Below are 20,079 nucleotides of genomic sequence, written 5' to 3'. Positions count from 1 at the left end.
GCGACGCGGCGGGGGGCCTGAGCGTGCCCGAGGGGCATTCCGTCCATCGCATCACCCGCCAGTTCGAGCGCAACTTCGTCGGGCGGCTGGTGCGCGCGTCGAGCCCCCAGGGCCGCTTCGCGACCGGCGCGGCGGACCTCGACGGCCGCCGCATGATCGACGCGCGGGCGCTCGGCAAGCAGATGTTCCTCGGGTTCGAGGGCGACCGCTGGCTGCGCGTGCACCTCGGCATGTACGGCGCGTGGGACTTCGCGGGCGAGATCCTGATGGATGCCACGATCGCGTCGGCGAACGGGCGCATGGGGCAGACGAACCAGCGCGGCACCTTCCTCGACGGACCGAATCCCGATGCGGTCGCGCTCGACGCGGTCGCGCCCGATGCCGGGGCGCCCGGCGCCCTCGTGTTCGACCGGGCGGGCGAGAACTCCCTCACCTCGATCGGCGCGCCGCGCCGGGCACGGCTGCGCATGAGCGAGGCCGAGCGCGACGGCGGCGCGCTCGAGTCGTTCCCGCCCGAGCCGGTCGGCCAGGTGCGCGTGCGCCTGCTGACCGAGTCGGTGTGCGCCGACCTGCGCGGCCCGACGGCGTGCGAGGTGCTCGACCCGGCGCAGGTCGAGGCGGTCGTCGCGAAGCTCGGGCCCGACCCGCTCGTCGACGACGGCGCCGAGGCCGAGGAGCGCTTCGCCTCGGTCGTGCGCCGCAAGCCCACGCCGATCGGCCTGCTCCTGATGGACCAGAACGTCGTGAGCGGCATCGGCAACGTCTACCGCGCCGAGCTGCTGTTCCGTGCGCGCCTGAACCCGCACACGCCCGGCCGGAACGTGCCCGCCGAGGCGGTGCGCGAGCTCTGGCGGGACTGGGCGCGGCTCCTGCGCGTCGGCGTCGAGACGGGCCAGATGATGACGATGGACGGCCTCGACGCCGAGGCGTACCGCGCCGCGATGGCGAACCGCGCCGACCGGCACTGGGTCTACAAGCGCGAGGGCCTGCCGTGCCGGGTGTGCGGGACGCACATCGTGCTCGAGGAGATGGGCGCGCGCAAGCTCTACTGGTGCCCGAACTGCCAGGCCTGACCGGGCCGCCGGCCCGTTCCCGGAAGGATCCGACATGCGACAGAACCCCAGCTTCACCCTCGCGAGCGAGGAGGGCGTGAAGGCCCTGGTCCGCGAGCATCCCTGGATGACCCTCGTGAGCATGACGGATGCCTCGGGCCTCGTGGCATCCCACTACCCGGTGCTGCTCGACGAGACGGCAGAGGGCATCGTGCTCCTCACCCACGTGGGCCGACCCGACGAGCAGGTCCACGAGCTCGGGCGTCATGAGCTGCTGGTGATCGCGCAGGGCCCGCACGGCTACATCTCGCCCGGGTGGTATGACGCGAATCCCGCCGTGCCGACCTGGAACTTCGTGACCGCGCACCTGTACGGCACACCGGAGATCCTGTCGGACGAGGAGAACCTGCGGGTGCTGGAGGCGCTCGTCGACCACTTCGAGGACGCCATGCCCGAGCCGCGCCGCATGCGGGGCACGCTCGAGAACTCCGCCTACGCCGACCGCATCGCCGCCGGCACGGTGGGCCTGCGCATCCCGATCACGCGCTTCACCGCGAAGAACAAGATGAGCCAGAACCGGCCCGCCGAGACGGTCGACCGCATCATCGCCGAGCTCGACGGCGACGGCCCGTACGCGCAGCCGGCGCTCGCCGCCGAGATGCGCCGAACCCACGAGGCGCTCCGGGCGGCGAGGGCGCAGGCGGCGTCGGCGTGAGCGCCCGCATCCTCGACGGTGCGCGCCTGCCCGGGGCATCCGAGCCGGTCGACGTGCTGGTCGCCGACGGCGTGGTCGCGGCGGTCGTCCCGCACGGCGCGCCGCTGCCCGACACGACGCCGGCGGGCGCGCCGGTCGAGCCCGCGGAACGGCTGCGCGTCGGCGGCCGCTGGGTCGTGCCGGGCCTCCACGACCGGCACGTGCACGCGTCGCAGTGGGCGATGGTCTCGCGCCGGCTCGACCTCGCGGGCGCCTCGTCGGCCGCCGAGGTCGCCGCCCTCGCGGGCGAGGCGGTCGGGCGCGGCGAGCCCGAGGTCGTCGGCTTCGGCTTCCGGGACGGGCTCTGGCCGGATGCCCCGAGCCTGGCGCTCCTCGACGCGCGCACGGGCGACGTGCCGACCGTGCTCGTGAGCGCCGACCTGCACTCGTGCTGGGTGAACTCGGCGGCCGCTCGCCTGCACGGCATCGAGGCACCGGCCGACGGGATGCTCCGCGAGGAGCCCTGCTTCGCACTCGTGCGTGCGCTGGACGACATCGCCGACGACGTGCTCGACGGTTGGGTCGCCGACGCGCTCGACCGGGCGGCGGCCCGCGGGGTGGTCGGCATCGTCGACTACGAGATGCGCTGGAACCTCGACGACTGGGCGCGCCGGGCCGCGGCGGCTGCGGGATCCGGGCGGCTGCCCCTCCGCGTCGCGTTCGGCGTGTACCCGCAGCACCTCGACCGCGCCGCCGCGGAGGGCCTCCGGACCGGGGACGAGGTCGCGGGCACGGGCGGACTCGTGTCGGTCGGCGGGGCGAAGGCCATCACCGACGGCTCGCTCAACACGCGGACCGCGTGGTGCTTCGACCCGTACCCCGGCCTCGAGGGCCACGCGCACCCCTCCGGACTCGCGACGATCCCGTACGACGAGCTCGTGCCGCTGATGCGCCGGGCGAACGACGCCGGACTCGTGCCCGCGATCCACGCGATCGGCGACCGGGCGAACGCGCGCGTGCTCGACGCCTTCGAGGAGGTCGGCTGCCGCGGCTCGGTCGAGCACGCGCAGCTCCTCCGGCACGAGGATGTCGCGCGCTTCGCGAGGCTCGGCATCGTCGCGAGCGTCCAGCCCGAGCACGCGATGGACGACCGCGACGTCGCCGACCGGTACTGGGCCGGCCGCACGGATCGCGCGTTCATGCTCGCGGACCTGCAGGCCGCGGGCGTCGAGCTCGCACTCGGCTCCGACGCGCCCGTGGCGCCGCTCGACCCGTGGGTCGCGATCGCCGCGGCCGTCGGCCGCACGCGTGACGGGCGCGAGCCGTGGCATCCCGAGCAGGCGATCGACGTGCGCGCCGCGCTCGCGGCCTCGTCGGGCGGCGCGGGCGCGGAGGTGCGCGTCGGGATCCGAGCCGACCTCGCCGTGGTCGAGCTCGACCCGTACGCGGCATCCGTCGACGAGCTCCGCACGATGCCGGTGGCCGCGACGCTCCTCGGCGGTCGCCTCGCCCATTCGGTGATCCCCCTCGGGGGATAACCCCCGCCCGCTTCCGGTCGTCCGCCCGCTGGGGCGGACGGCCCGCAGCCACGAGGCTTGGACCATGCCCGACACATCCACGACCGGCCCCGCCGATGCACTCGGACGTGCGACCATGAGCGAGGAACGCCCCATGACGACGACCGACGCCAGTACGCCCGCCAGCCCGCCGGCCGGCACGCCCGCCCGCCGCGCGGGCTACGGCGCCCTCTGGGCCGCCGTCCCGCGCGAACTCGGATTCCTCATCCTCACCATGCCGATCGCGATCATCGGCCTGTCGGTGTTGTCGACCGTCTTCTTCACCGGCGTCGGGATGATCCCGATCGTGGTCGGCATCTTCGTCGTCGTCGCCGCGTTCTACGTCGCGCGCGGGTTCGGCGTCCTCGAGCTCGTGCGGCTGCGCTGGGCCGGCCGACCGCCGATCGCCGAGCCCGACTGGGCGCGCGACGGGCGCGTGCAGGGGTTCTGGCGCAGCACGTTCGCGCCGTTCGTCGACGGGCACTACTGGCTGTACCTGCTGCACACGATGGTCATCAACCCGATCGTGAGCGTCATCACCTGGAGCCTCACCGTCACCTGGATCTCCGGCGCGCTCGCGGGGCTCACGGGCTGGTTCTGGCAGGGCTTCCTCCCCGACGACCGCCGCACCTTCTGGCTGAACGAGTGGATCGTCGACCGCGTCGTGCCCGGCAACGGCTTCGACTACGACGTGGTCGCGGGCGAGCGCGTGCTCGAGTTCATCCTCGGCGTCGTCTTCGCGCTCACGCTGCCGTACGTGTTCCGCGGACTGACGCTCCTCCACGACGTCATCGCGCGCGGCACGCTGGGCCGGTGGCGGTCGGAGGCGCTCGAGGTCGAGGTGGCCGAGCTCTCCGCGTCGCGCGGCGCCGCGGTTCAGGCCGAGGATGCCTCGCTCCGACGTCTCGAGCGGGACATCCACGACGGCCCGCAGCAGCGGCTCGTCCGCCTGCAGATGGACCTCGCGACCATCGAGCGCCGGCTCGCCGACGACCCCGACACCGCGAAGGCGCTCGTGGTCGAGGCGCGCGACCAGGCCCGCGAGGCGCTCGACGAACTCCGCGCGCTCTCGCGCGGCGTCGCCCCGCCGATCCTGCAGGATCGCGGGCTCGCGAGCGCGCTCGCGTCGCTCGCGGCCCGGTCTCCCGTGCCGGTCACCTACGACGACCGGTTGGGCGCGGATGCGCCGCTGCCGTCCGCGATCGAGCGGAACGCGTACTTCGTCGCGGCCGAGCTCCTCACGAACGCGCAGAAGCACGCCGACGCGAGTTCGATCCGCCTGCGGATCGCGACGCGCGAGCTCGGACCGTCCGCCCGCGTGCTCGACCTGTGGGTGACCGACGACGGCCGCGGCGGCGCGTCCGCCGTCGCCGGGCACGGCCTCGCGGGACTCGACGAGCGCGTCCGTGGCCTCCGCGGCCAGCTCGTCGTCGACAGCCCGGTCGGGGGCCCGACCATCATCGGCGCCCACATCCCGTACCGGCCCGAGCCGACCCCGCCGCCCTCGCTACAGTGATGGGGTGCAGGCCACCCCGACCCCGCTCCGCATCGTGCTCGCCGAGGACTCCGTCCTCCTTCGCGAGGGGCTGGTGCGCCTGTTCGACGAGGCCGGGTTCACGACGGTCGGCGCGTACGGCGACGCCGACTCGCTGCTGGCGGCGATCGACGCGGATGCCCCGGACCTCGCGGTCCTCGACGTCCGGATGCCCCCGACCTTCCGCGACGAGGGCGTGCGGGCCGCGATCGAGCTGCGCCGCCGGTTCCCGAAGCTCGGGATCCTGCTCCTCAGCCAGTACGTCGAGGGCACGTACGCGCACGAGCTGCTCTCGTCGGGCGAGGGCGGCATGGGCTACCTCCTGAAGGACCGGGTCGCGTCCCTCGACGAGCTCGAGGATGCGGTGCAGCGCGTGAGCGCCGGTGGTACGGTCCTCGACCCGCAGGTCGTGCGCGAACTGCTGTCGCGACGCGGCGACCCGCTCGCGGCGCTCACGCCGCGCGAGCGCGAGGTGCTCGAGCTCATGGCCGAGGGCCGGACGAACACGGGCATCGCCGCGCAGTTGTTCATCGGGGTCGGCGCGGTCGAGAAGAACGTGACGTCGATCTTCCAGAAGCTCGCGCTCGAGGACTCGGGGACCGATCACCGCCGCGTGCTCGCCGTGCTGGCCTGGCTGCAGCGCTGACCTGCGCGGCCGTCGTGGTCCGCGCACGCATCGGGCCCGGGGCATCCGCCGCCGAAGCGGCCCGATGCACCGGGCCCGGTGGTCGCGCGAGGCGCGACCGCGAGGTCACCTCAGCGCAACGTCACTTCACGGCGACGTGCGCGGAGAGGAACCAGCGGTCCTTGTCGATGCCGCGCCGGATCTCGATCACGACGTCCTGGCTGGCCGGGTCGATGTCGGCCGTCCCCTCGATGGCGGCGTTGATCTTCTCGGTCGCGAGGTCGATCTGCGCGACGACATCGGCGATCGCGTCGTCGTAGGTCGTGAACCCGAGCTTCGGGACCACGGCGCCCGACTCCGCGGCGACCGTGCCGAGCCGGCCGTCGATCGGAAGGCCGAGCGCGACGACGCGTTCCGCGACGAGATCCGCCCACTCCTGCGCGTGGTCGACGACCTCGTCGAGGAGTTCGTGGACGGCGATGAAGTTCACGCCGCGCACGTGCCAGTGGGCCTGCTTGCCGTTCACGGCCAGCGCGATGAGTTCGTGGAGCACGGGGGTGAAGTACTGCGCGACCGCGGCGGCCGCATCGGCGGAGGCGCCGGTCTTCGGGGCGATCTGGATGTCCGTCATCGTTGTGCCTTCCCTGGAGCGTCTGTGGATGACAACGCTACGCACCGTGCCCGGTATTTCAAGGAAGGGAAGGCTCGGCTGATCGGCGGCGGATGTCCCGGCGCGAAGGCCTGCGGCGCGTGCACGAGCGTGCGGATCGGGGGCGTCCGCGAGGGTGCGGATCCTGGCGTGCGCGAGGGCGGACGACCTCGTGAACCTTCGCTCGCCGGGGATTCTTCGTGGAGCGGATGACGGGAATCGAACCCGCGTAATCAGTTTGGAAGACTGAGGCTCTACCATTGAGCTACATCCGCGTGGCCCTGTCGAGGGCACCCGGAACATCGTAGTACAGACCGCGAGTGCGTCCGGACGGCGCGGCGCGTCGTCGGCTCGCGACTCCTGCGGCGAAGGGGGAGTGCGATGGACGGACGCGCCGTGGTCGAGGCGCTCGTCGCGACGATCAACGCGGGCGACGTGCCCGGCATGGATGCCGTGTTCCACGAGGACGCGGTCATGGAGTGGCCGCAGTCGGGCGAGCGGATCGTGGGCGGCGACAACCGCCGCGCGGTGTACAGCCGGTTCCCGAGGCTGCCGCACATCGAGGTCCGGTCGATCACCGGCGACGGCGACCACTGGGTCATGCAGGGCGCGTTGGACTACGGGGACGGGGTCCCGGTGCTCGGCGTGTTCGTGTTCGAGCTCGCCGACGGCAGGATCGCGAAGGAGACGGGCTACTGGCCCGGTCCCTTCGAGGCGCCGGAGTGGCGCGCGCCCTGGGTCGAGCGGATGGACTGAGCCGCACGAAGGCGACCCCGACGCGGCCCGGGTGTGCCCGGGCGCGGGCCGGTGAGCGTCAGCGCAGGTCGCCGATCGCCCGGACCGTGCGGCGTGCGAGCCGCAGCTGACGTTCGTAGGTCGCTGCGAGCGTGATCAGCAGCGCACCCGCGAGCCCGAGCCACAGCCACCACCAGACGGCCTCGTAGAGCCAGGACACCCACGGCCAGAGCTGGACGATCCCGTGGATGAGCAGCGCCCCGCCGCCGATCACGAACGGCGCCTGGAGGCGGAATCGGAGGCCGACCAGGAGTGCGATGACGCCGGCCGCGCCGAGCGCGACGAGTCGCCAGAGCACCGGATCCGTGAAGTCCGCGATGAGGGGCGGGACGAACCAGACGAGCAGCCCGGAGGCGAGCGCGGGCATGCTCCGCAGGTCGGGCGATCGACGCATCCGGACCCCGCCGGCCGCGAGGAGCGCGGCGGCGACCGGCACGGTAGCGAACTCGAACGGCGACACCCCAGTGAGCAGGGACGCGATCGCGACGACGGCGGCGGTCGCGAGCGACGCCCACGCCACGACGGGCGAACCGAGCGGTCGACGGGTCGACACCACGGCGGCGACGTGCGCTGCGGCGAGGAACGAGCACAGCAGGAGGGCGCGCAGGTCCGCTCCATCGCCGCCCTCGACGATCGCACGACCGGTCGGCACGGCTGCCGCCGCGAGGGTGCCCGCGAGCAGCCACGGGGCGGTGCGTGCGCCGGCGGATCCCGCCGCGGCGCACACCCAGGCGGCGCCCGCTCCCGCGACGACGGCGATCACCGGCCAGAACTCGACCGGAAGCGGGCTGGACGCGCCGAGGGCGATCGCACTCGCGCGGACCGCTGCCGTGACGGTCACCGCGGTCCACGCCGTCGCCACGGCGAGCAGGCGCAGCGGAATGCCGAAGTCGACGACGGGAAGGAAGGACGCCGCGAGCACGAGCACGACTCCCACGGACATGACGACGAGCGTGCGGAGGTCGCTGAGGCCCGCCATCCCGGCGCTCGGGAGGACGGCGACGGCGGCTGCGCCCGCGACGAGCACGGTGCGGCCGACCTCGACGGGCGCCTCGACGGGCCGACGCCAGACGATCAGCACGGCCGACGCGAAGAGCACGGCCGCGGCGGGCAGGGTGTACGCCTCGACCGCATCGAGTTCGCGTGCGTTCGACCAGGCCCACGCCGACCCGATCGCCGCGGTCGCGCCGAGCCAGGAGAGGTGTCGGAGCGGCGAGCTCCCGCCGATCGGATCCCCGAAGGAGGCGGCGGCGAGGATCGGCGCCGGCGCGAGGAGCAGGAGGACGAGCCACTGCGCCGTGGGATCGAGGAACGACCCCGCTGCGGCGATGGCGCCGAGCGCGAGCGTCGTGAACGCCCACGTCGTCGTGCCGCGATGACGACCGCCGGCCGTGCGTCCGATGAGCAGGCCGATGCCCGCCGACGCGGTGACCGCGGCGGCGATCGCGAGGTCCGGTCGCAATGGTTCGGCGCCGCATGTCGCCGCACCCGCGGTGTGGGCGAGTGCGATCGGCGTGACGATCGCGAGCGGGATCGCGACGACGGCCGACTCGGCGCGGACGAGACAGGCGATGCCGGCGATCGCGACGAGCGCGACGGGAACCCAGGCCCAGGCCCACGGCGTGCCGACCCATTGCGCGCCGCCCCACGCGGTCACCACCCCGCCGAGCAGGGCCGCGCCGAGCATCGGCAGGCCCCCTGCCGCCCGGTCCGGGACCGTGAGCCGGGGAAGCAGGAAGGCGAGCGAGAACCCGGCCGCACCGACGATCGCGAGCCAGGTCGAGACCTGGTGCCACGGCTCGGGGGCCTCGGCGATCGCGGTGGCCCAGGTCGACGAGGTCGCGGTGAGCCAGATCGTCGATCCGGCCGCGATGAGGAGATGGATCGGACCGATCCAGGGTTGCGCCGTGGTCGGCCAGGTCCTCCTCACCGCCGCTCGCCCGAGGACCGCGAGCGCGATCACGGCGACGGTCGCCCACGGCCACGCCGGGTCGTCCGGTCCGCCGGTGAGCACTGCCAGCGCCGCCGCGGTCATGCCGGTCGCGGCGAGCACGGCGTTCCGACCGGGGATCGCGCGACCGAGCGAGCCGACCGCGGCCAGCAGCGCCGCGGCGGCGACGGCGGCCAATGCTGCGCTGGACGCCCACGTCGGGCTCGCGGCGCACGCGGCGAACAGCGCCGCGGCGCCGACGAACGACGACGGGAGTGCGCCGAACCGGGGGAGCGCGCGGAGGACGGCGAGCACGAGCAGCGAGCCGCTCGCGGCCACGAGTGCGGTCCAGGTCGGCGGCCACGGGCCGGCGTCGAGCAGGCCGAGGACCCCGGACGAGGACGGTGTCGACAGCATCGACGTGGCGCGCTCGAGGAGCAACTCGAGGCCGGCGACGAGCCCCGGCACCGCAGCGGTCGCCGCGACCGCCGACGAAGCGATGAGGGCGCCGAGCGCGACGGCGCGCCCGCCTGCGCGGCGGACCCAACCCGCGAACGCCGCTGCGACGAGGCCGGCCAGCGCCGGTGCGAGCCAGACGGATTGCTCGGCGTCGAGTTCCTGCGCGACCGCGACGACCGGCCCGAGCGCGGCCGCGGCCCCGGCCGCGATCGCCGCGATGAGCGACCAGGTGCCCAGCGTCGGGGTCGCGCAGAGCGCACACGCGACCCCGGCGATCGCGGCGACCGCCCAGAACGCGACGAGCGCGCCGACGGGGACATCCGGAAGCGCCCAGGCTGCGGCGAGGCCCGCGATGCCGAGGCCCGCGAATCCGCCGGCGCGCAGCACCGTCGGCTCGGGCGTCGCGGCCCGCCGCGCAGCGCCGATCCCGACGGCCGCGGCGACCAGGCCGCCGAGCCACGAGCCGGTCGCGGACAGCGGATCGACCGCGAACCCGAGCAGGAACGCGGAGGTCGGCGCCAGCACCGCGGCCGAGTACCCGGTCGTGCGCAGGCCGGTGACGGCCCTGGCGCCCGCGAGCAGCGCCGCGAGGAGGGCGAGGGCCCAGCCCGCGTAGGCCCAGGCGTCGACGTCCGCGGTCCCGAACAGCGCGTTCGCGCGCACGATCCAGACGTCGAGCAGGAGGAGGACGACGGCCACGGATGCCACGCCCTCGGCCGTGCCCGGAAGGCGCCGACGGCGGAGCAGGGTGGCCATGCCGAGCACGGCCACGCTGGCGATCGCGATGATCGCCGACCGCACCTCGAGGGTCGCGATCAGGTACGCGACGAAGAGGAACACGATCGCGGCGACCGACACGAGCACGACGCCGATCGTGAGCATCGCGATCTGCACGCTCGATCGGCGCGCCCGCGCCGGGACGGCGCCGCCGGGGACGGTCGGGACGGCCGGCGCGGCCGGCGCGGTCGGCGCGGCCGGGACGGCCGGCGCGGCCGGGGCGGCGGCGGCCGTCGGCGCGACGGTCGTCGGCGCAACGGCAGGCGCCGGCGCCGGGGCATCCGGCTGCGCCGGCTGCGCGGCCTGCGTGACGGGTGCCGCCTGCGCGACGGGTGCCGCCTGCGCGACGGGCGCCACCGGCGCCACCGGCGCGACCTGCGCGACCGCCGGCCCCTCGACGGTGCCGGACTGCTCGTCCCGCATCCGCGTGATGACGCCCTGCCGGCGGCGCTCGAGCTCGCGCAGCTCGCCGCCCAGGGTCGCGAGCTCGCCCGATGCGGCGCCGGCGAGGTCGAGCCCGCACGTGTCGCACTGTGCGCCGGCCAGCGGCTCGAAGCACGCCGGGCACCGCGAGAGGTCGGTGAACCAGGACGGATCGCTCGGCCAGCGACGGAGGTCGCGCCCCGCGGTCGGGATGTCGGTCATGCGCACAGGATGCCAGTCGGAGCGCGTTCGGAGCCCGTTCTGCACAGGTGGACGCGCCGCGGGTCTCGCGAGTGCGCACCCGATCCCGGATGCGACCGAGCGTCCGGCGCGGGTGCAGTAGACTTTCGGGGGTCCATCCCGCGCATCCGCCTGCTGCTGCATGCCTGCGAGGGCGGTTCCGACGAGTTGAGTCAGCGACTCGGGGCGTAGCTCAGCTTGGCTAGAGCGCCCGCTTTGGGAGCGGGAGGTCGCAGGTTCGAATCCTGTCGCCCCGACGAGTCGCCGGACTCGACACGAACTTCCATCAATCAGGAGAACTTTCCCATGCCGACCACTTCGGTTGAGAAGCTGAGCCCCACTCGCGCGAAGGTCACCATCTCGGTGACGCCCGAGGAGCTGAAGCCCAGCATCACGCACGCGTACGAGCACATCGCCGAGCAGATCAACGTTCCCGGCTTCCGCAAGGGCAAGGTTCCCGCGCCCGTCATCGATCAGCGGGTCGGCAAGGCCGCCGTCCTCGAGCACGCGGTCAACGAGGGCCTCGACGCGTTCTTCCGCGCCGCCGTCGTCGAGCACGAGCTCCGGGTCCTCGGCCGCCCGTCGGCCGACATCGTCGAGTGGCCGAACGAGAAGGACTTCTCGGGCGACCTGCTGCTGTCGATCGAGGTCGACGTCCGCCCCGAGATCGAGCTGCCGGACTACGAGGGCATCGAGCTCACGGTCGACGCCGCCGAGGCCGGCGAGGACGAGGTGGCGGCCGAGCTCGAGCGGCTCCGCAGCCGCTTCGGCACCCTCATCACGGTCGACCGCCCGGCCAAGACGGGCGACTTCGTGACGCTCGACCTGGTCGCCGTCATCGACGGCGCCGAGGTCGACACCGCGAGCGGCATCTCCTACGAGCTCGGCTCGGGCGAGCTGCTCCAGGGCATCGACGAGGCGCTCGACTCGCTCACCGCGGGTGAGACCACGACGTTCGCCTCGACGCTGCTCGGCGGCGACCACGAGGGCGAGACGGCGGAGATCACCGTCACCGTCCAGGCCGTGAAGGAGCGCGAGCTCCCCGAGGCCGACGACGACTTCGCGCAGATCGCGAGCGAGTTCGACACCCTCGCCGAGCTGACCGAGAGCCTGACCGAGCAGGTCGCCCGCTCGAAGTCCTTCGGCCAGGGCACCCAGGCCCGCGACCTGCTGGTCGAGAAGCTCCTCGAGCTCGTCGAGGTCCCCGTCGCCGACAGCGTCATCGAGGACGAGGTGCACCGCCACCTCGAGTCCGAGGGACGTCTCGAGGACGACGAGCACCGCGCCGAGGTCACCGAGGCCAGCACCAAGGCGTTCAAGACCCAGATCGTGCTCGACAAGATCGCCGAGACCGAGCAGGTCCAGGTCAGCCAGGAGGAGCTCACCCAGTACCTCGTGCAGGGTGCGGCGCAGTACGGCATGAACCCGCAGGAATTCGTGCAGATCCTGAGCGAGAACGGCCAGATCCCCGCCATGGTCGGCGAGGTCGCGCGCAACAAGGCGCTCGCGATCGCGCTCGGCAAGGCGAAGGTCGTGGATGCCTCGGGCAACGCCGTCGACCTCTCGGAGTTCACCGCGGTCGCGGGCGACGAGGACGAGGAGTCGGCCGAAGCGCCGGCCGCCGAGGAGGCGCCCGCCGAGGAGAAGAAGCCCGCCCGCAAGCGCGCCCCCAAGAAGGCCGACGCCGAGGAGGCGCCCGCCGCCGACGAGAAGCCGGCGCCGCGCAAGCGCGCCGCCAAGAAGGCCGACGCGGAGTAATCCCCGTCGACGACGAAGGGCCGGACGGACGTCCGGCCCTTCGTCGTCCCCGCGGGAGGGTGGCGGCGGACCGGCCGGGACGGCCTCGAGGCGGCCGGCGGGCGCCGTCCGCGACGCAGCATCCGCCTAGGGCGAACAGCCCCGTCCGGCCGTGTTGCACCGGATAGATTCGACTGCAACGCGACAACGAACGGAGCGACATCCATGGCCGAACCGACACTGCCGAACAGTGTGTTCGATCGACTGCTGAAGGACCGCATCATCTGGCTCGGTTCCGAGGTGCGCGACGACAACGCGAACGAGATCGCCGCGAAGCTGCTGCTCCTCGCCGCAGAGGACGCGAAGAAGGACATCTACCTCTACATCAACTCGCCCGGCGGCTCGATCACGGCCGGCATGGCGATCTACGACACGATGCAGTTCGTCCCGAACGACATCGTGACCGTGGGCATCGGCATGGCGGCGTCGATGGGCCAGCTCCTGCTGACCGCGGGCACCAAGGGCAAGCGCTACATCACCCCGAACGCGCGCGTGCTCCTGCACCAGCCGCACGGCGGGTTCGGCGGCACCGCGAGCGACATCCAGACGCAGGCGCAGCTCATCCTCGACATGAAGAAGCGACTCGCCGAGATCACCGCGGCGCAGACCGGCAAGACCGTCGAGCAGATCAACGCCGACGGCGACCGCGACCGCTGGTTCACCGCGCAGGAGGCCCTCGAGTACGGCTTCGTCGACCACATCCGCGAATCGGCCCTCGACGTGGCCGGCGGCGGCGGCACCCAGGCGTGAGGAAGAGAGAACAGAGCATGAACATCCCTTCATTCGGCGGCGTCGCGAACAACGGCCTGCAGATGCCGGGCTCGCGGTACATCCTGCCCAGCTTCGAGGAGCGCACGGCCTACGGCTACAAGCGCCAGGACCCGTACGCGAAGCTCTTCGAGGACCGCATCATCTTCATGGGCGTCCAGGTCGACGACGCGTCGGCCGACGACATCATGGCGCAGCTCCTCGTGCTCGAGTCGATGGACCCGGACCGCGACATCATGATGTACATCAACTCGCCCGGCGGCTCGTTCACGGCGATGACCGCGATCTACGACACGATGCTGTACATCCGTCCGCAGATCATGACGGTCGTGCTCGGCCAGGCCGCGTCGGCCGCGGCGGTCATCGCCGCGGCGGGCACCCCGGGCAAGCGCCTGGCGCTGCCGAACGCGCGCGTGCTGATCCACCAGCCGGCGATGGGCGAGGCCGGCCACGGCCAGGCGTCCGACATCGAGATCCAGGCGCAGGAGATCCTGCGGATGCGCAGGTGGCTCGAGGAGACGCTCTCGAAGCACTCCAACCGCAGCACCGAGCAGGTCAACAAGGACATCGACCGGGACAAGATCCTGTCGGCCGCCGAGGCGCTGGAGTACGGCCTCATCGACCAGGTCCTGACCTCGCGCAAGACGCAGGTCGCCGCGCTCACCGGCTGAGCGCACGCACCGACCGGATGCCCCGGGGAGTCGTCTCCCCGGGGCATCCGCGCGTGTCGGCCGAGCGTGCGGCGCAGGCGTCCGACGCGCCCGATTCGGGGCCGTCGGCGTGCGATTCCGCGTTCGGCGAAACCGGCCCGCGGGAATTCGCGCGGCTCCGGCGCATCGGGCCGTCCACGGGTTAGGCTCGGAACAGGCCCGTCGAGAGGAGGAGCAGATGGCACGCATCGGGGAGAGCGCCGACCTGCTCAAGTGCAATTTCTGCGGGAAGAGCCAGAAGCAGGTCCAGCAGCTCATCGCCGGTCCCGGCGTGTACATCTGCGACGAGTGCGTCGAGCTCTGCAACGAGATCATCGAGGAGCGGCTCGCCGAGTCGGGTGAGGCCGAGGCGGGGGAGTTCGAACTCCCGAAGCCGAAGGAGATCTTCGCCTTCCTCGAGGAGTACGTGATCGGCCAGGATGACGCGAAGCGCACCCTCGCGGTCGCGGTCTACAACCACTACAAGCGCATCCGGGCGCGGTCGACGCTCACGGCGGCCGACCACCGCGACGACGTGGAGATCGCGAAGTCGAACATCCTCCTCATCGGCCCGACCGGCTGCGGCAAGACCTACCTCGCGCAGACCCTCGCGAGGCAGCTGAACGTCCCGTTCGCGGTCGCCGATGCGACGGCGCTGACGGAGGCCGGCTACGTCGGCGAGGACGTCGAGAACATCCTCCTGAAGCTCATCCAGGCTGCCGACTACGACGTGAAGCGCGCCGAGACCGGCATCATCTACATCGACGAGGTCGACAAGATCGCGCGCAAGGCCGAGAATCCGTCGATCACGAGGGATGTCTCGGGCGAGGGCGTGCAGCAGGCGCTCCTCAAGATCCTCGAGGGAACGGTCGCGAGCGTGCCGCCGCAGGGCGGACGCAAGCATCCGCACCAGGAGTTCATCCAGATCGACACGACGAACGTGCTGTTCATCGTGGCCGGCGCCTTCGCGGGGCTCGAGGACATCATCTCGTCGCGCGCGGGCAAGCGGGGGATCGGCTTCGGCGCCCCGCTGCACTCGAAGCAGGACGAGGCGGACATCTTCGGCGAAGTCCTCCCGGAGGACCTGCACAAGTTCGGGCTCATCCCCGAGTTCATCGGGCGCCTGCCGGTGGTCGCGACCGTGTCGCCGCTGGACCGCGACGCGCTGATCGAGATCCTCACCGAGCCGAAGAACGCGCTCGTCCGGCAGTACCAGCGGATGTTCGAACTCGACGGCGTCGAGCTCGACTTCGAGGAGGCGGCGCTCGAGGCGATCGCCGACCTCGCGGTCCTCCGCCAGACCGGTGCTCGCGGCCTCCGCGCGATCATGGAGGAGGTGCTCGGACCGATCATGTTCGAGGTGCCCTCCACGACCGGCGTCGCACGCGTGGTGATCACCGAGGCCGCGGTGCGCGAGAACGCGGCTCCGACGATCGTGCCGCACAAGCCGCGCCGCCAGGAGAAGTCGGCGTAGTCGACCGACTCGGGTGGTCCGGGCGGCTCGGTCAGTCTTTGGGCGGTCCGCTCAGTCCCCGGGCTGCCCGGTCAGTCGAAGACCCGGAGCACGCGCCACCTGCCGTCGACCCGCTCGAGGTCGAACACGTGCGTCTCGCCGTCGTCGGCGGTCGCCTGGAAGCGCCATCCGGCGATCGTGAGCGGTGGGTGACCCGGCGCTGCATCGTGCCCGGAGAACGGCGCCCACCACGCCGCGGGCCCGACGAGGGTCGTCGGCGTGTCGCTCACGCGGAACCGGCGCGCCCGCCAGACCATCCGCACGGGCGCACCGCCGTCGTCGGTCCAGACCTCGACCAGCTCCCTGACAGCGTCCATGGCCACCTCGCATTCGAACGTATGTTCGAAGAGTACCACTGCCCGCCGACACGACGAAGGCCCGGCGTTCGGCCGGGCCTTCGTCGTGATAGTCGGACGCTGCTCAGGCGAGGTCGTCGTCCGGGCGGGCGCCGAACACGATCTCGTCCCAGCTCGGCATCGACGCCCGCCCGCGGCGGGTCGGCTTGCCGTTCGCACCTCGTCCGCCCCAGAGTGCGCGGGCGGCAGCGCCGGGCTGCTCCTCGGGCGCGACCGGACGTGCCGACGGGTCGACCGCGGCCGTCGGGGCCTCGGCGACCGGCTGCGAACCGGCATCGTCGGGAGTCGCGGCATTCGCCTGGGTCGACGTGGGCGCCGCGGGTGCGGTCGCCGGCGGCGTCGCGGAGGACTCGACCGCCGCTTCGCGCTCGCCGCGCCGACGACGCAGCGCCTCGAGCAGGTCGGCCGTCTCGCCGATCGCAGGCGGCGGCTCCTCGGCGCGCTTGATCGCTGCGCGCGCGACCGCCGGGCTCGACGCCGCGGGCGCGAGCGGTGCCGGCCGGCCGTAGGGGAGCGGCTCGGGCTGCGGGACATCCTCGATCACCGCCTCCTCGGGCTCGAACGAGAACGCGCCGCTGTCGAACCTCGACGCCTCGTGGTCCGGTCCGACCGCGCGCAGGCGCGGGATCATCCCGCCGTCCGGTTCGCGCTGGTGCGAGAGCGTGATCGCCTCGGGGTTGAGCGGCTGCAGCGTCTGGCGCTTGGGGTCGAAGCCCCACCGCGCGTCGTGGTCGATCTCGTCGGCCGTGAACTCGAGCTTGACGATCCAGCCGCGCTCCTCGTCCTTCCAGCTCGCCCAGCGTTCGCCGAGCGCGCCGAGGCGTGCGAGCCGGTCCCGGATCACCGTGCCGAACGAGGCGGGCTCGTCGACGGCGGGGTCGAGGTCGTCCGGCAGGTGGACGGTCACGGACAGCGCGGACGCGACGATGTGCTCGCGTTCGGCGATCACCGGACCCTCGAACCGGCGAACGTAGTCGACCGACGCGCCCGTCAACTGGGCGATCTCCTCGGCCGAGAGCCCCGCCCGGATCTGCGCCTGGATCTCCCGCGGCGACAGCCGTGGACCCTGGTGCACTTCGGGCTGCACCTGTCGGATTCGCGACTGGAGGACCTCGTCGATCTCGATCCGGAAGCGCGCGCCATCATCGGAGGCGGCGAGCAGCGCACCGTTCTCGACTCCGATCACCTTGAGTTCCTGCATCACGACATGCCCTTCCGTGCCTGCGTCTGCGCCCAAGGATGCCACGCGCCGCCCCCAGCATGGGGGAATAGCGCGGGCGCGCCGGAAGTTGCATCGGTCGCGCCCGGCACGCCGTCGAACGGTTTGCCAACGGCATGGATTTCATGCAAACTATGGCGCGCCGAATTTCGGCGAACTGATGGAACGGATGGGCATGGCCACGGATTACGACGCACCGCGGAAGACCGAAGACGACTCCGAGTCGATCGAGGCCCTCAAGGAGCGCGTGCCCGACAAGCTCTCCGGGGTCGTGGACGTCGAAGACGCCGACAACCCGGGCAGCTTCGACCTCGCCGGAGCCGACCTCTCCGACGTCGAACTCGACGTCGTCGTGCTCCCGCCGCAGGCCGACGAGTTCACCTGTGTGAACTGCTTCCTCGTGAAGCACCGCTCGCAGATCGACCACGAGACCAAGCTCGGCCCGATCTGCCAGGAGTGCGCCTCCTAGGGCTCGAGCCCCGAGTCGTCCGGCCGTCGCGATCGATTGATCGCGGCGGCCAGTTCGTCTGGCCGGCGGGTCGACAGGAGCCAGTACGGCGTCGGGTCGGTCGGATCCTCGATCGGGATGCGCACGAGCGTGCGCACCCATCCCCGGATGACCAGGAACGCGCGCGCGTCCAATCCGGTGCCGAGTTCCAGGCGCGCGCGATCGGCATCCGCTCCGACGGCCTCGCCGACCAGGGCGAGCGGGATCTCCGCGCGTCCGGCGCGGAGGCGTCCGTCGTGCACCTCGATCATGGGGGCCGTGAAGGAGAGCGTGCCGACTGCGGACACGTACAGGATGATCCCGGTGACGATTCCCGCCGGGACCGAGACGGGCGCCAGGACCAGGATGCTCGCGGGCACGAGCAGCAGGCTGGCGACGTAGATCCACGGCGTCGGCCACAGGCGTTCGCGGTATTCGGGCATGGGACTATTCGACCAGACTTCTGCACTACCCTCGAACGGTGACTGATTCCGTCGAGGTCCTGATCACGGCTGATCGGGTTCCAACGTACGCGCATCCCGGCGATGCCGGGGCGGACCTGCATGCCGCAGAGTCCGTGGTGCTCGCCCCCGGCGAGCGCGCGTCCGTGGGGACCGGGCTGTCGATCGCCCTGCCCGCTGGGTACGCCGCGTTCGTCGTACCGCGCTCCGGGCTCGCGTTCAAGCACGGGATCACTATCGTCAACGCGCCCGGCACGATCGATGCCGGCTACCGCGGCGAGATCCGGGTCTCGCTGCTGAACACCGACCGCGAGGAGTCGTACGCGATCGAGGCGGGCGACCGCATCGCGCAGCTCGTCGTGATGCCCGTCGTGCGTGCGCGGTTCGTCGAGGTCGAGCGGCTGCCGGGCAGCCAGCGCGGCGAGGGGGGGTTCGGCTCGACCGGATTCGGGGAGCACAAGCAAGGAGTGGACGCGTGAGCGACATCGAGACCAGCGGCGACGGATTCGCCGATCAGCCCAAGTCGGCACCCGAGGACCGCGCGACCGCCGGCCCCCTCGACGAGGCGGAGGCGAACCCGGTCCGGCCGTACGTCGACCTGGGCGGCGTGAAGGTGCTCCCGCGCGAGGGCCTGCACCTTCGCCTCGAGGTCGAGGAGGGGTCCAAGCGCATCGTCGCGGTCGGACTCGACTACGCGAACTCGACGTTGCAGGTCCAGCCGTTCGCCGCGCCGCGCTCGAGCGGCCTGTGGCACGAGATCCGCGACCAGATCGCGGACCAGATCGCCAGGCAGGGCGGCACCACGACGGTCCGGGAGGGCGCGTTCGGTCCCGAACTGCTCGCGCAGATCCCGGTCGCGCAGACGGACGCCGCGCCCGCCCACACCCGGCTCGCGCGCTTCATCGGCGTCGACGGCCCGCGCTGGTTCCTCCGCGGCGTCATCGCGGGTGAGGCGGCGGTCCAGCCCGAGGCGGCTGCGAAGATCGAGGAGCTCTTCCGTTCGATCGTCGTCGTGCGCGGCACCACGCCGATGCCGCCGCGCGACCTCATCCCGCTTCGGATGCCGGCCGGCGCCACCGGCACCGCCGGCCCCGCCGCGCGGTAGCGCCGTGGAGGCGGAACGCGACGGGCGCGCCCTGCCGGCCGAGGGTGCGGACGACGGCCCGGAGTCGGGCTCGGAGCATCCCGAGGCGCCCGCGTCGGACGAGGCGCGTGCGGAGTTCGCGCGCCAGTTCCAGGCCGCTGCCGAGCGGAGCGGCCTCGGCGCGCTCGCGCGCGACGAGCGGTTGAGCGCGCGCGACGTGCTGGCCGCGGTCGGCGGGGTCCGGGGCATCCTCGAGGCGTTGCTGCCCGGGCTCGTGTTCCTGGTGGCCTACTCGGTGCTCACGAGCCTCGGCGGGCAGGACCCGCAGGCTGCGCTCGTGCCCTCGCTCGTGGCATCCGTCGGCCTCGCGCTCGCGTTCACGCTCGCGCGGGTCGTCGCGAAGGGGCAGCCCACGCAGGCGATCGCGGGGCTCGTGGGCGTGCTGCTCTCGGCCGGGCTCGCGCTGTTCACGGGTGACGCGCGCGACAACTACGTCCTCGGGTTCATCACGAACGCGGGGTACGCGGTCGGCCTGCTCGTCTCGATCCTCGTCGGCTGGCCGGCGATCGGGATCGTCGTGGGATTCCTGCTCGGCGACGGCACCGCGTGGCGCCGGGATCGCCGGAAGGTGCGCCTCGCGCAGTTCCTCACGTTCGCGTGGGTCGGGTTCTTCGCGCTGCGCCTCGTGGTCCAGGTCCCGCTCTACCTCGTCGACAACGTGCAGGCGCTCGGCCTCACGCGCCTGCTCATGGGCGTGCCGCTGTACGCGCTCATGCTCGTGCTCACGTGGCTCGTCGTCCGGGCCGCGTGGTCGCCCGCGGAGGGGCCGTCGGCACGTTCCGGCGAGTGATAGGATTATCTCGACGTCAAGATAAATCCTGGTCGACGCCGCCCGATCCGACGTGATCGCTTAGGTGAGCCTTGCTGGCAGACCGGCCCGTCTGACGAGGAAGATCGAGTTGCCGCGCTCT

General features: G+C 72.6%; 19 protein-coding genes and 2 tRNA genes. 15 read left to right on the top strand and 6 right to left on the bottom strand.

All coding sequences use genetic code 11. The features are described from left to right. Window positions 1-23: 23 nt before the first annotated feature. The 5 genes from ACDF64_RS15715 (at window position 24) to ACDF64_RS15695 (ending at window position 5,482) form a co-directional block, all read left to right on the top strand. Window positions 24-1,073, top strand: a complete 1,050-nt coding sequence (locus ACDF64_RS15715; protein ID WP_394552300.1) for an Fpg/Nei family DNA glycosylase — start codon at window positions 24-26, stop codon at window positions 1,071-1,073. 34 nt (window positions 1,074-1,107) lie between these two features. Then, complete coding sequence (locus ACDF64_RS15710; protein WP_394552299.1) at window positions 1,108-1,767, top strand: FMN-binding negative transcriptional regulator; 660 nt, start codon at window positions 1,108-1,110, stop codon at window positions 1,765-1,767. Continuing rightward, window positions 1,764-3,284, top strand: a complete 1,521-nt coding sequence (locus ACDF64_RS15705) for an amidohydrolase (protein ID WP_394552298.1) — start codon at window positions 1,764-1,766, stop codon at window positions 3,282-3,284. Before ACDF64_RS15710 ends, ACDF64_RS15705 begins: the two co-directional genes overlap by 4 nt. Before the next feature lie 133 nt (window positions 3,285-3,417). Continuing rightward, complete coding sequence (locus ACDF64_RS15700; RefSeq protein WP_394552297.1) at window positions 3,418-4,818, top strand: sensor histidine kinase; 1,401 nt, start codon at window positions 3,418-3,420, stop codon at window positions 4,816-4,818. A gap of 4 nt (window positions 4,819-4,822) precedes the next feature. Next, window positions 4,823-5,482: a response regulator gene (locus ACDF64_RS15695; protein ID WP_394552296.1), complete on the top strand. Its 660-nt coding sequence runs from the start codon at window positions 4,823-4,825 to the stop codon at window positions 5,480-5,482. Window positions 5,483-5,603: 121 nt separating this feature from the next. Here the strand turns inward: ACDF64_RS15695 and ACDF64_RS15690 are convergent, their stop codons facing one another. Both ACDF64_RS15690 and ACDF64_RS15685 read right to left on the bottom strand, forming a co-directional pair. Then, entirely contained in the window at window positions 5,604-6,092 is a 489-nt protein-coding gene (locus ACDF64_RS15690; RefSeq protein ID WP_394552295.1) for a DNA starvation/stationary phase protection protein, read from the bottom strand. A gap of 219 nt (window positions 6,093-6,311) precedes the next feature. Continuing rightward, a tRNA-Gly gene (locus ACDF64_RS15685) sits at window positions 6,312-6,385 on the bottom strand. 106 nt (window positions 6,386-6,491) lie between these two features. Between ACDF64_RS15685 and ACDF64_RS15680 the strand changes: the two genes are divergently transcribed. Further along, window positions 6,492-6,866: a nuclear transport factor 2 family protein gene (locus ACDF64_RS15680; RefSeq protein ID WP_394552294.1), complete on the top strand. Its 375-nt coding sequence runs from the start codon at window positions 6,492-6,494 to the stop codon at window positions 6,864-6,866. Window positions 6,867-6,924: 58 nt separating this feature from the next. Here the strand turns inward: ACDF64_RS15680 and ACDF64_RS15675 are convergent, their stop codons facing one another. Next, complete coding sequence (locus ACDF64_RS15675; protein WP_394552293.1) at window positions 6,925-10,716, bottom strand: SCO7613 C-terminal domain-containing membrane protein; 3,792 nt, start codon at window positions 10,714-10,716, stop codon at window positions 6,925-6,927. A 200-nt stretch (window positions 10,717-10,916) separates the two neighbouring features. Between ACDF64_RS15675 and ACDF64_RS15670 the strand changes: the two genes are divergently transcribed. The 5 genes from ACDF64_RS15670 to clpX all read left to right on the top strand — a co-directional run bounded on the left by ACDF64_RS15670 (window position 10,917) and on the right by clpX (window position 15,462). Then, a tRNA-Pro gene (locus ACDF64_RS15670) sits at window positions 10,917-10,991 on the top strand. A gap of 49 nt (window positions 10,992-11,040) precedes the next feature. After that, window positions 11,041-12,492 carry a trigger factor gene (tig, locus tag ACDF64_RS15665; protein WP_394552292.1) on the top strand — a complete coding sequence of 484 codons (1,452 nt, stop codon included), beginning with the start codon at window positions 11,041-11,043 and terminating at the stop codon, window positions 12,490-12,492. Window positions 12,493-12,696: 204 nt separating this feature from the next. Continuing rightward, complete coding sequence (locus ACDF64_RS15660) at window positions 12,697-13,281, top strand: ATP-dependent Clp protease proteolytic subunit (RefSeq protein WP_394552291.1); 585 nt, start codon at window positions 12,697-12,699, stop codon at window positions 13,279-13,281. Between the two features lie 17 nt (window positions 13,282-13,298). Continuing rightward, window positions 13,299-13,970 (top strand): ATP-dependent Clp protease proteolytic subunit, encoded by a 672-nt coding sequence (locus tag ACDF64_RS15655; RefSeq protein ID WP_394552290.1) that lies wholly within the window; start codon window positions 13,299-13,301, stop codon window positions 13,968-13,970. Window positions 13,971-14,187: 217 nt separating this feature from the next. Further along, window positions 14,188-15,462: an ATP-dependent Clp protease ATP-binding subunit ClpX gene (gene clpX, locus ACDF64_RS15650; RefSeq protein WP_394552289.1), complete on the top strand. Its 1,275-nt coding sequence runs from the start codon at window positions 14,188-14,190 to the stop codon at window positions 15,460-15,462. A 71-nt stretch (window positions 15,463-15,533) separates the two neighbouring features. On the opposite strand, the gene ACDF64_RS15645 is transcribed toward clpX, so the two are convergent. Further along, window positions 15,534-15,818, bottom strand: coding sequence for a hypothetical protein (locus ACDF64_RS15645; protein ID WP_394552288.1), 285 nt, complete (start codon window positions 15,816-15,818; stop codon window positions 15,534-15,536). 103 nt (window positions 15,819-15,921) lie between these two features. After that, window positions 15,922-17,058: a septation protein SepH gene (gene sepH, locus ACDF64_RS15640; RefSeq protein WP_394555172.1), complete on the bottom strand. Its 1,137-nt coding sequence runs from the start codon at window positions 17,056-17,058 to the stop codon at window positions 15,922-15,924. Between the two features lie 193 nt (window positions 17,059-17,251). Between sepH and ACDF64_RS15635 the strand changes: the two genes are divergently transcribed. Then, a complete protein-coding gene (locus ACDF64_RS15635) occupies window positions 17,252-17,545 on the top strand; it encodes a DUF4193 domain-containing protein (RefSeq protein ID WP_394552287.1) in 294 nt (97 codons plus the stop codon). On the opposite strand, the gene ACDF64_RS15630 is transcribed toward ACDF64_RS15635, so the two are convergent. Further along, window positions 17,542-18,006, bottom strand: coding sequence for a DUF3093 domain-containing protein (locus tag ACDF64_RS15630; RefSeq protein WP_394552286.1), 465 nt, complete (start codon window positions 18,004-18,006; stop codon window positions 17,542-17,544). The two genes, ACDF64_RS15635 and ACDF64_RS15630, sit on opposite strands and share 4 nt — an antisense overlap. A gap of 38 nt (window positions 18,007-18,044) precedes the next feature. Between ACDF64_RS15630 and dut the strand changes: the two genes are divergently transcribed. The 3 genes from dut to ACDF64_RS15615 are packed head-to-tail and all read left to right on the top strand — an operon-like array spanning window position 18,045 to window position 19,958. Continuing rightward, the gene (gene dut / locus ACDF64_RS15625) at window positions 18,045-18,503 is read left to right on the top strand and encodes a dUTP diphosphatase (RefSeq protein ID WP_394552285.1); all 459 of its coding nucleotides are present in this window, start codon (window positions 18,045-18,047) and stop codon (window positions 18,501-18,503) included. Continuing rightward, window positions 18,500-19,129: a DUF3710 domain-containing protein gene (locus tag ACDF64_RS15620; protein ID WP_394552284.1), complete on the top strand. Its 630-nt coding sequence runs from the start codon at window positions 18,500-18,502 to the stop codon at window positions 19,127-19,129. Before dut ends, ACDF64_RS15620 begins: the two co-directional genes overlap by 4 nt. Before the next feature lie 4 nt (window positions 19,130-19,133). Then, on the top strand, window positions 19,134-19,958 hold the full coding sequence (locus ACDF64_RS15615) for a DUF3159 domain-containing protein (RefSeq protein ID WP_394552283.1): 825 nt from the start codon (window positions 19,134-19,136) through the stop codon (window positions 19,956-19,958). Window positions 19,959-20,079: the final 121 nt, after the last annotated feature.

The organism is Agromyces sp. MMS24-JH15, assembly GCF_043518605.1.
Classification (GTDB): Bacteria; Actinomycetota; Actinomycetes; order Actinomycetales; family Microbacteriaceae; genus Agromyces.
This window is presented reverse-complemented; position numbering and strand designations above follow the sequence as displayed.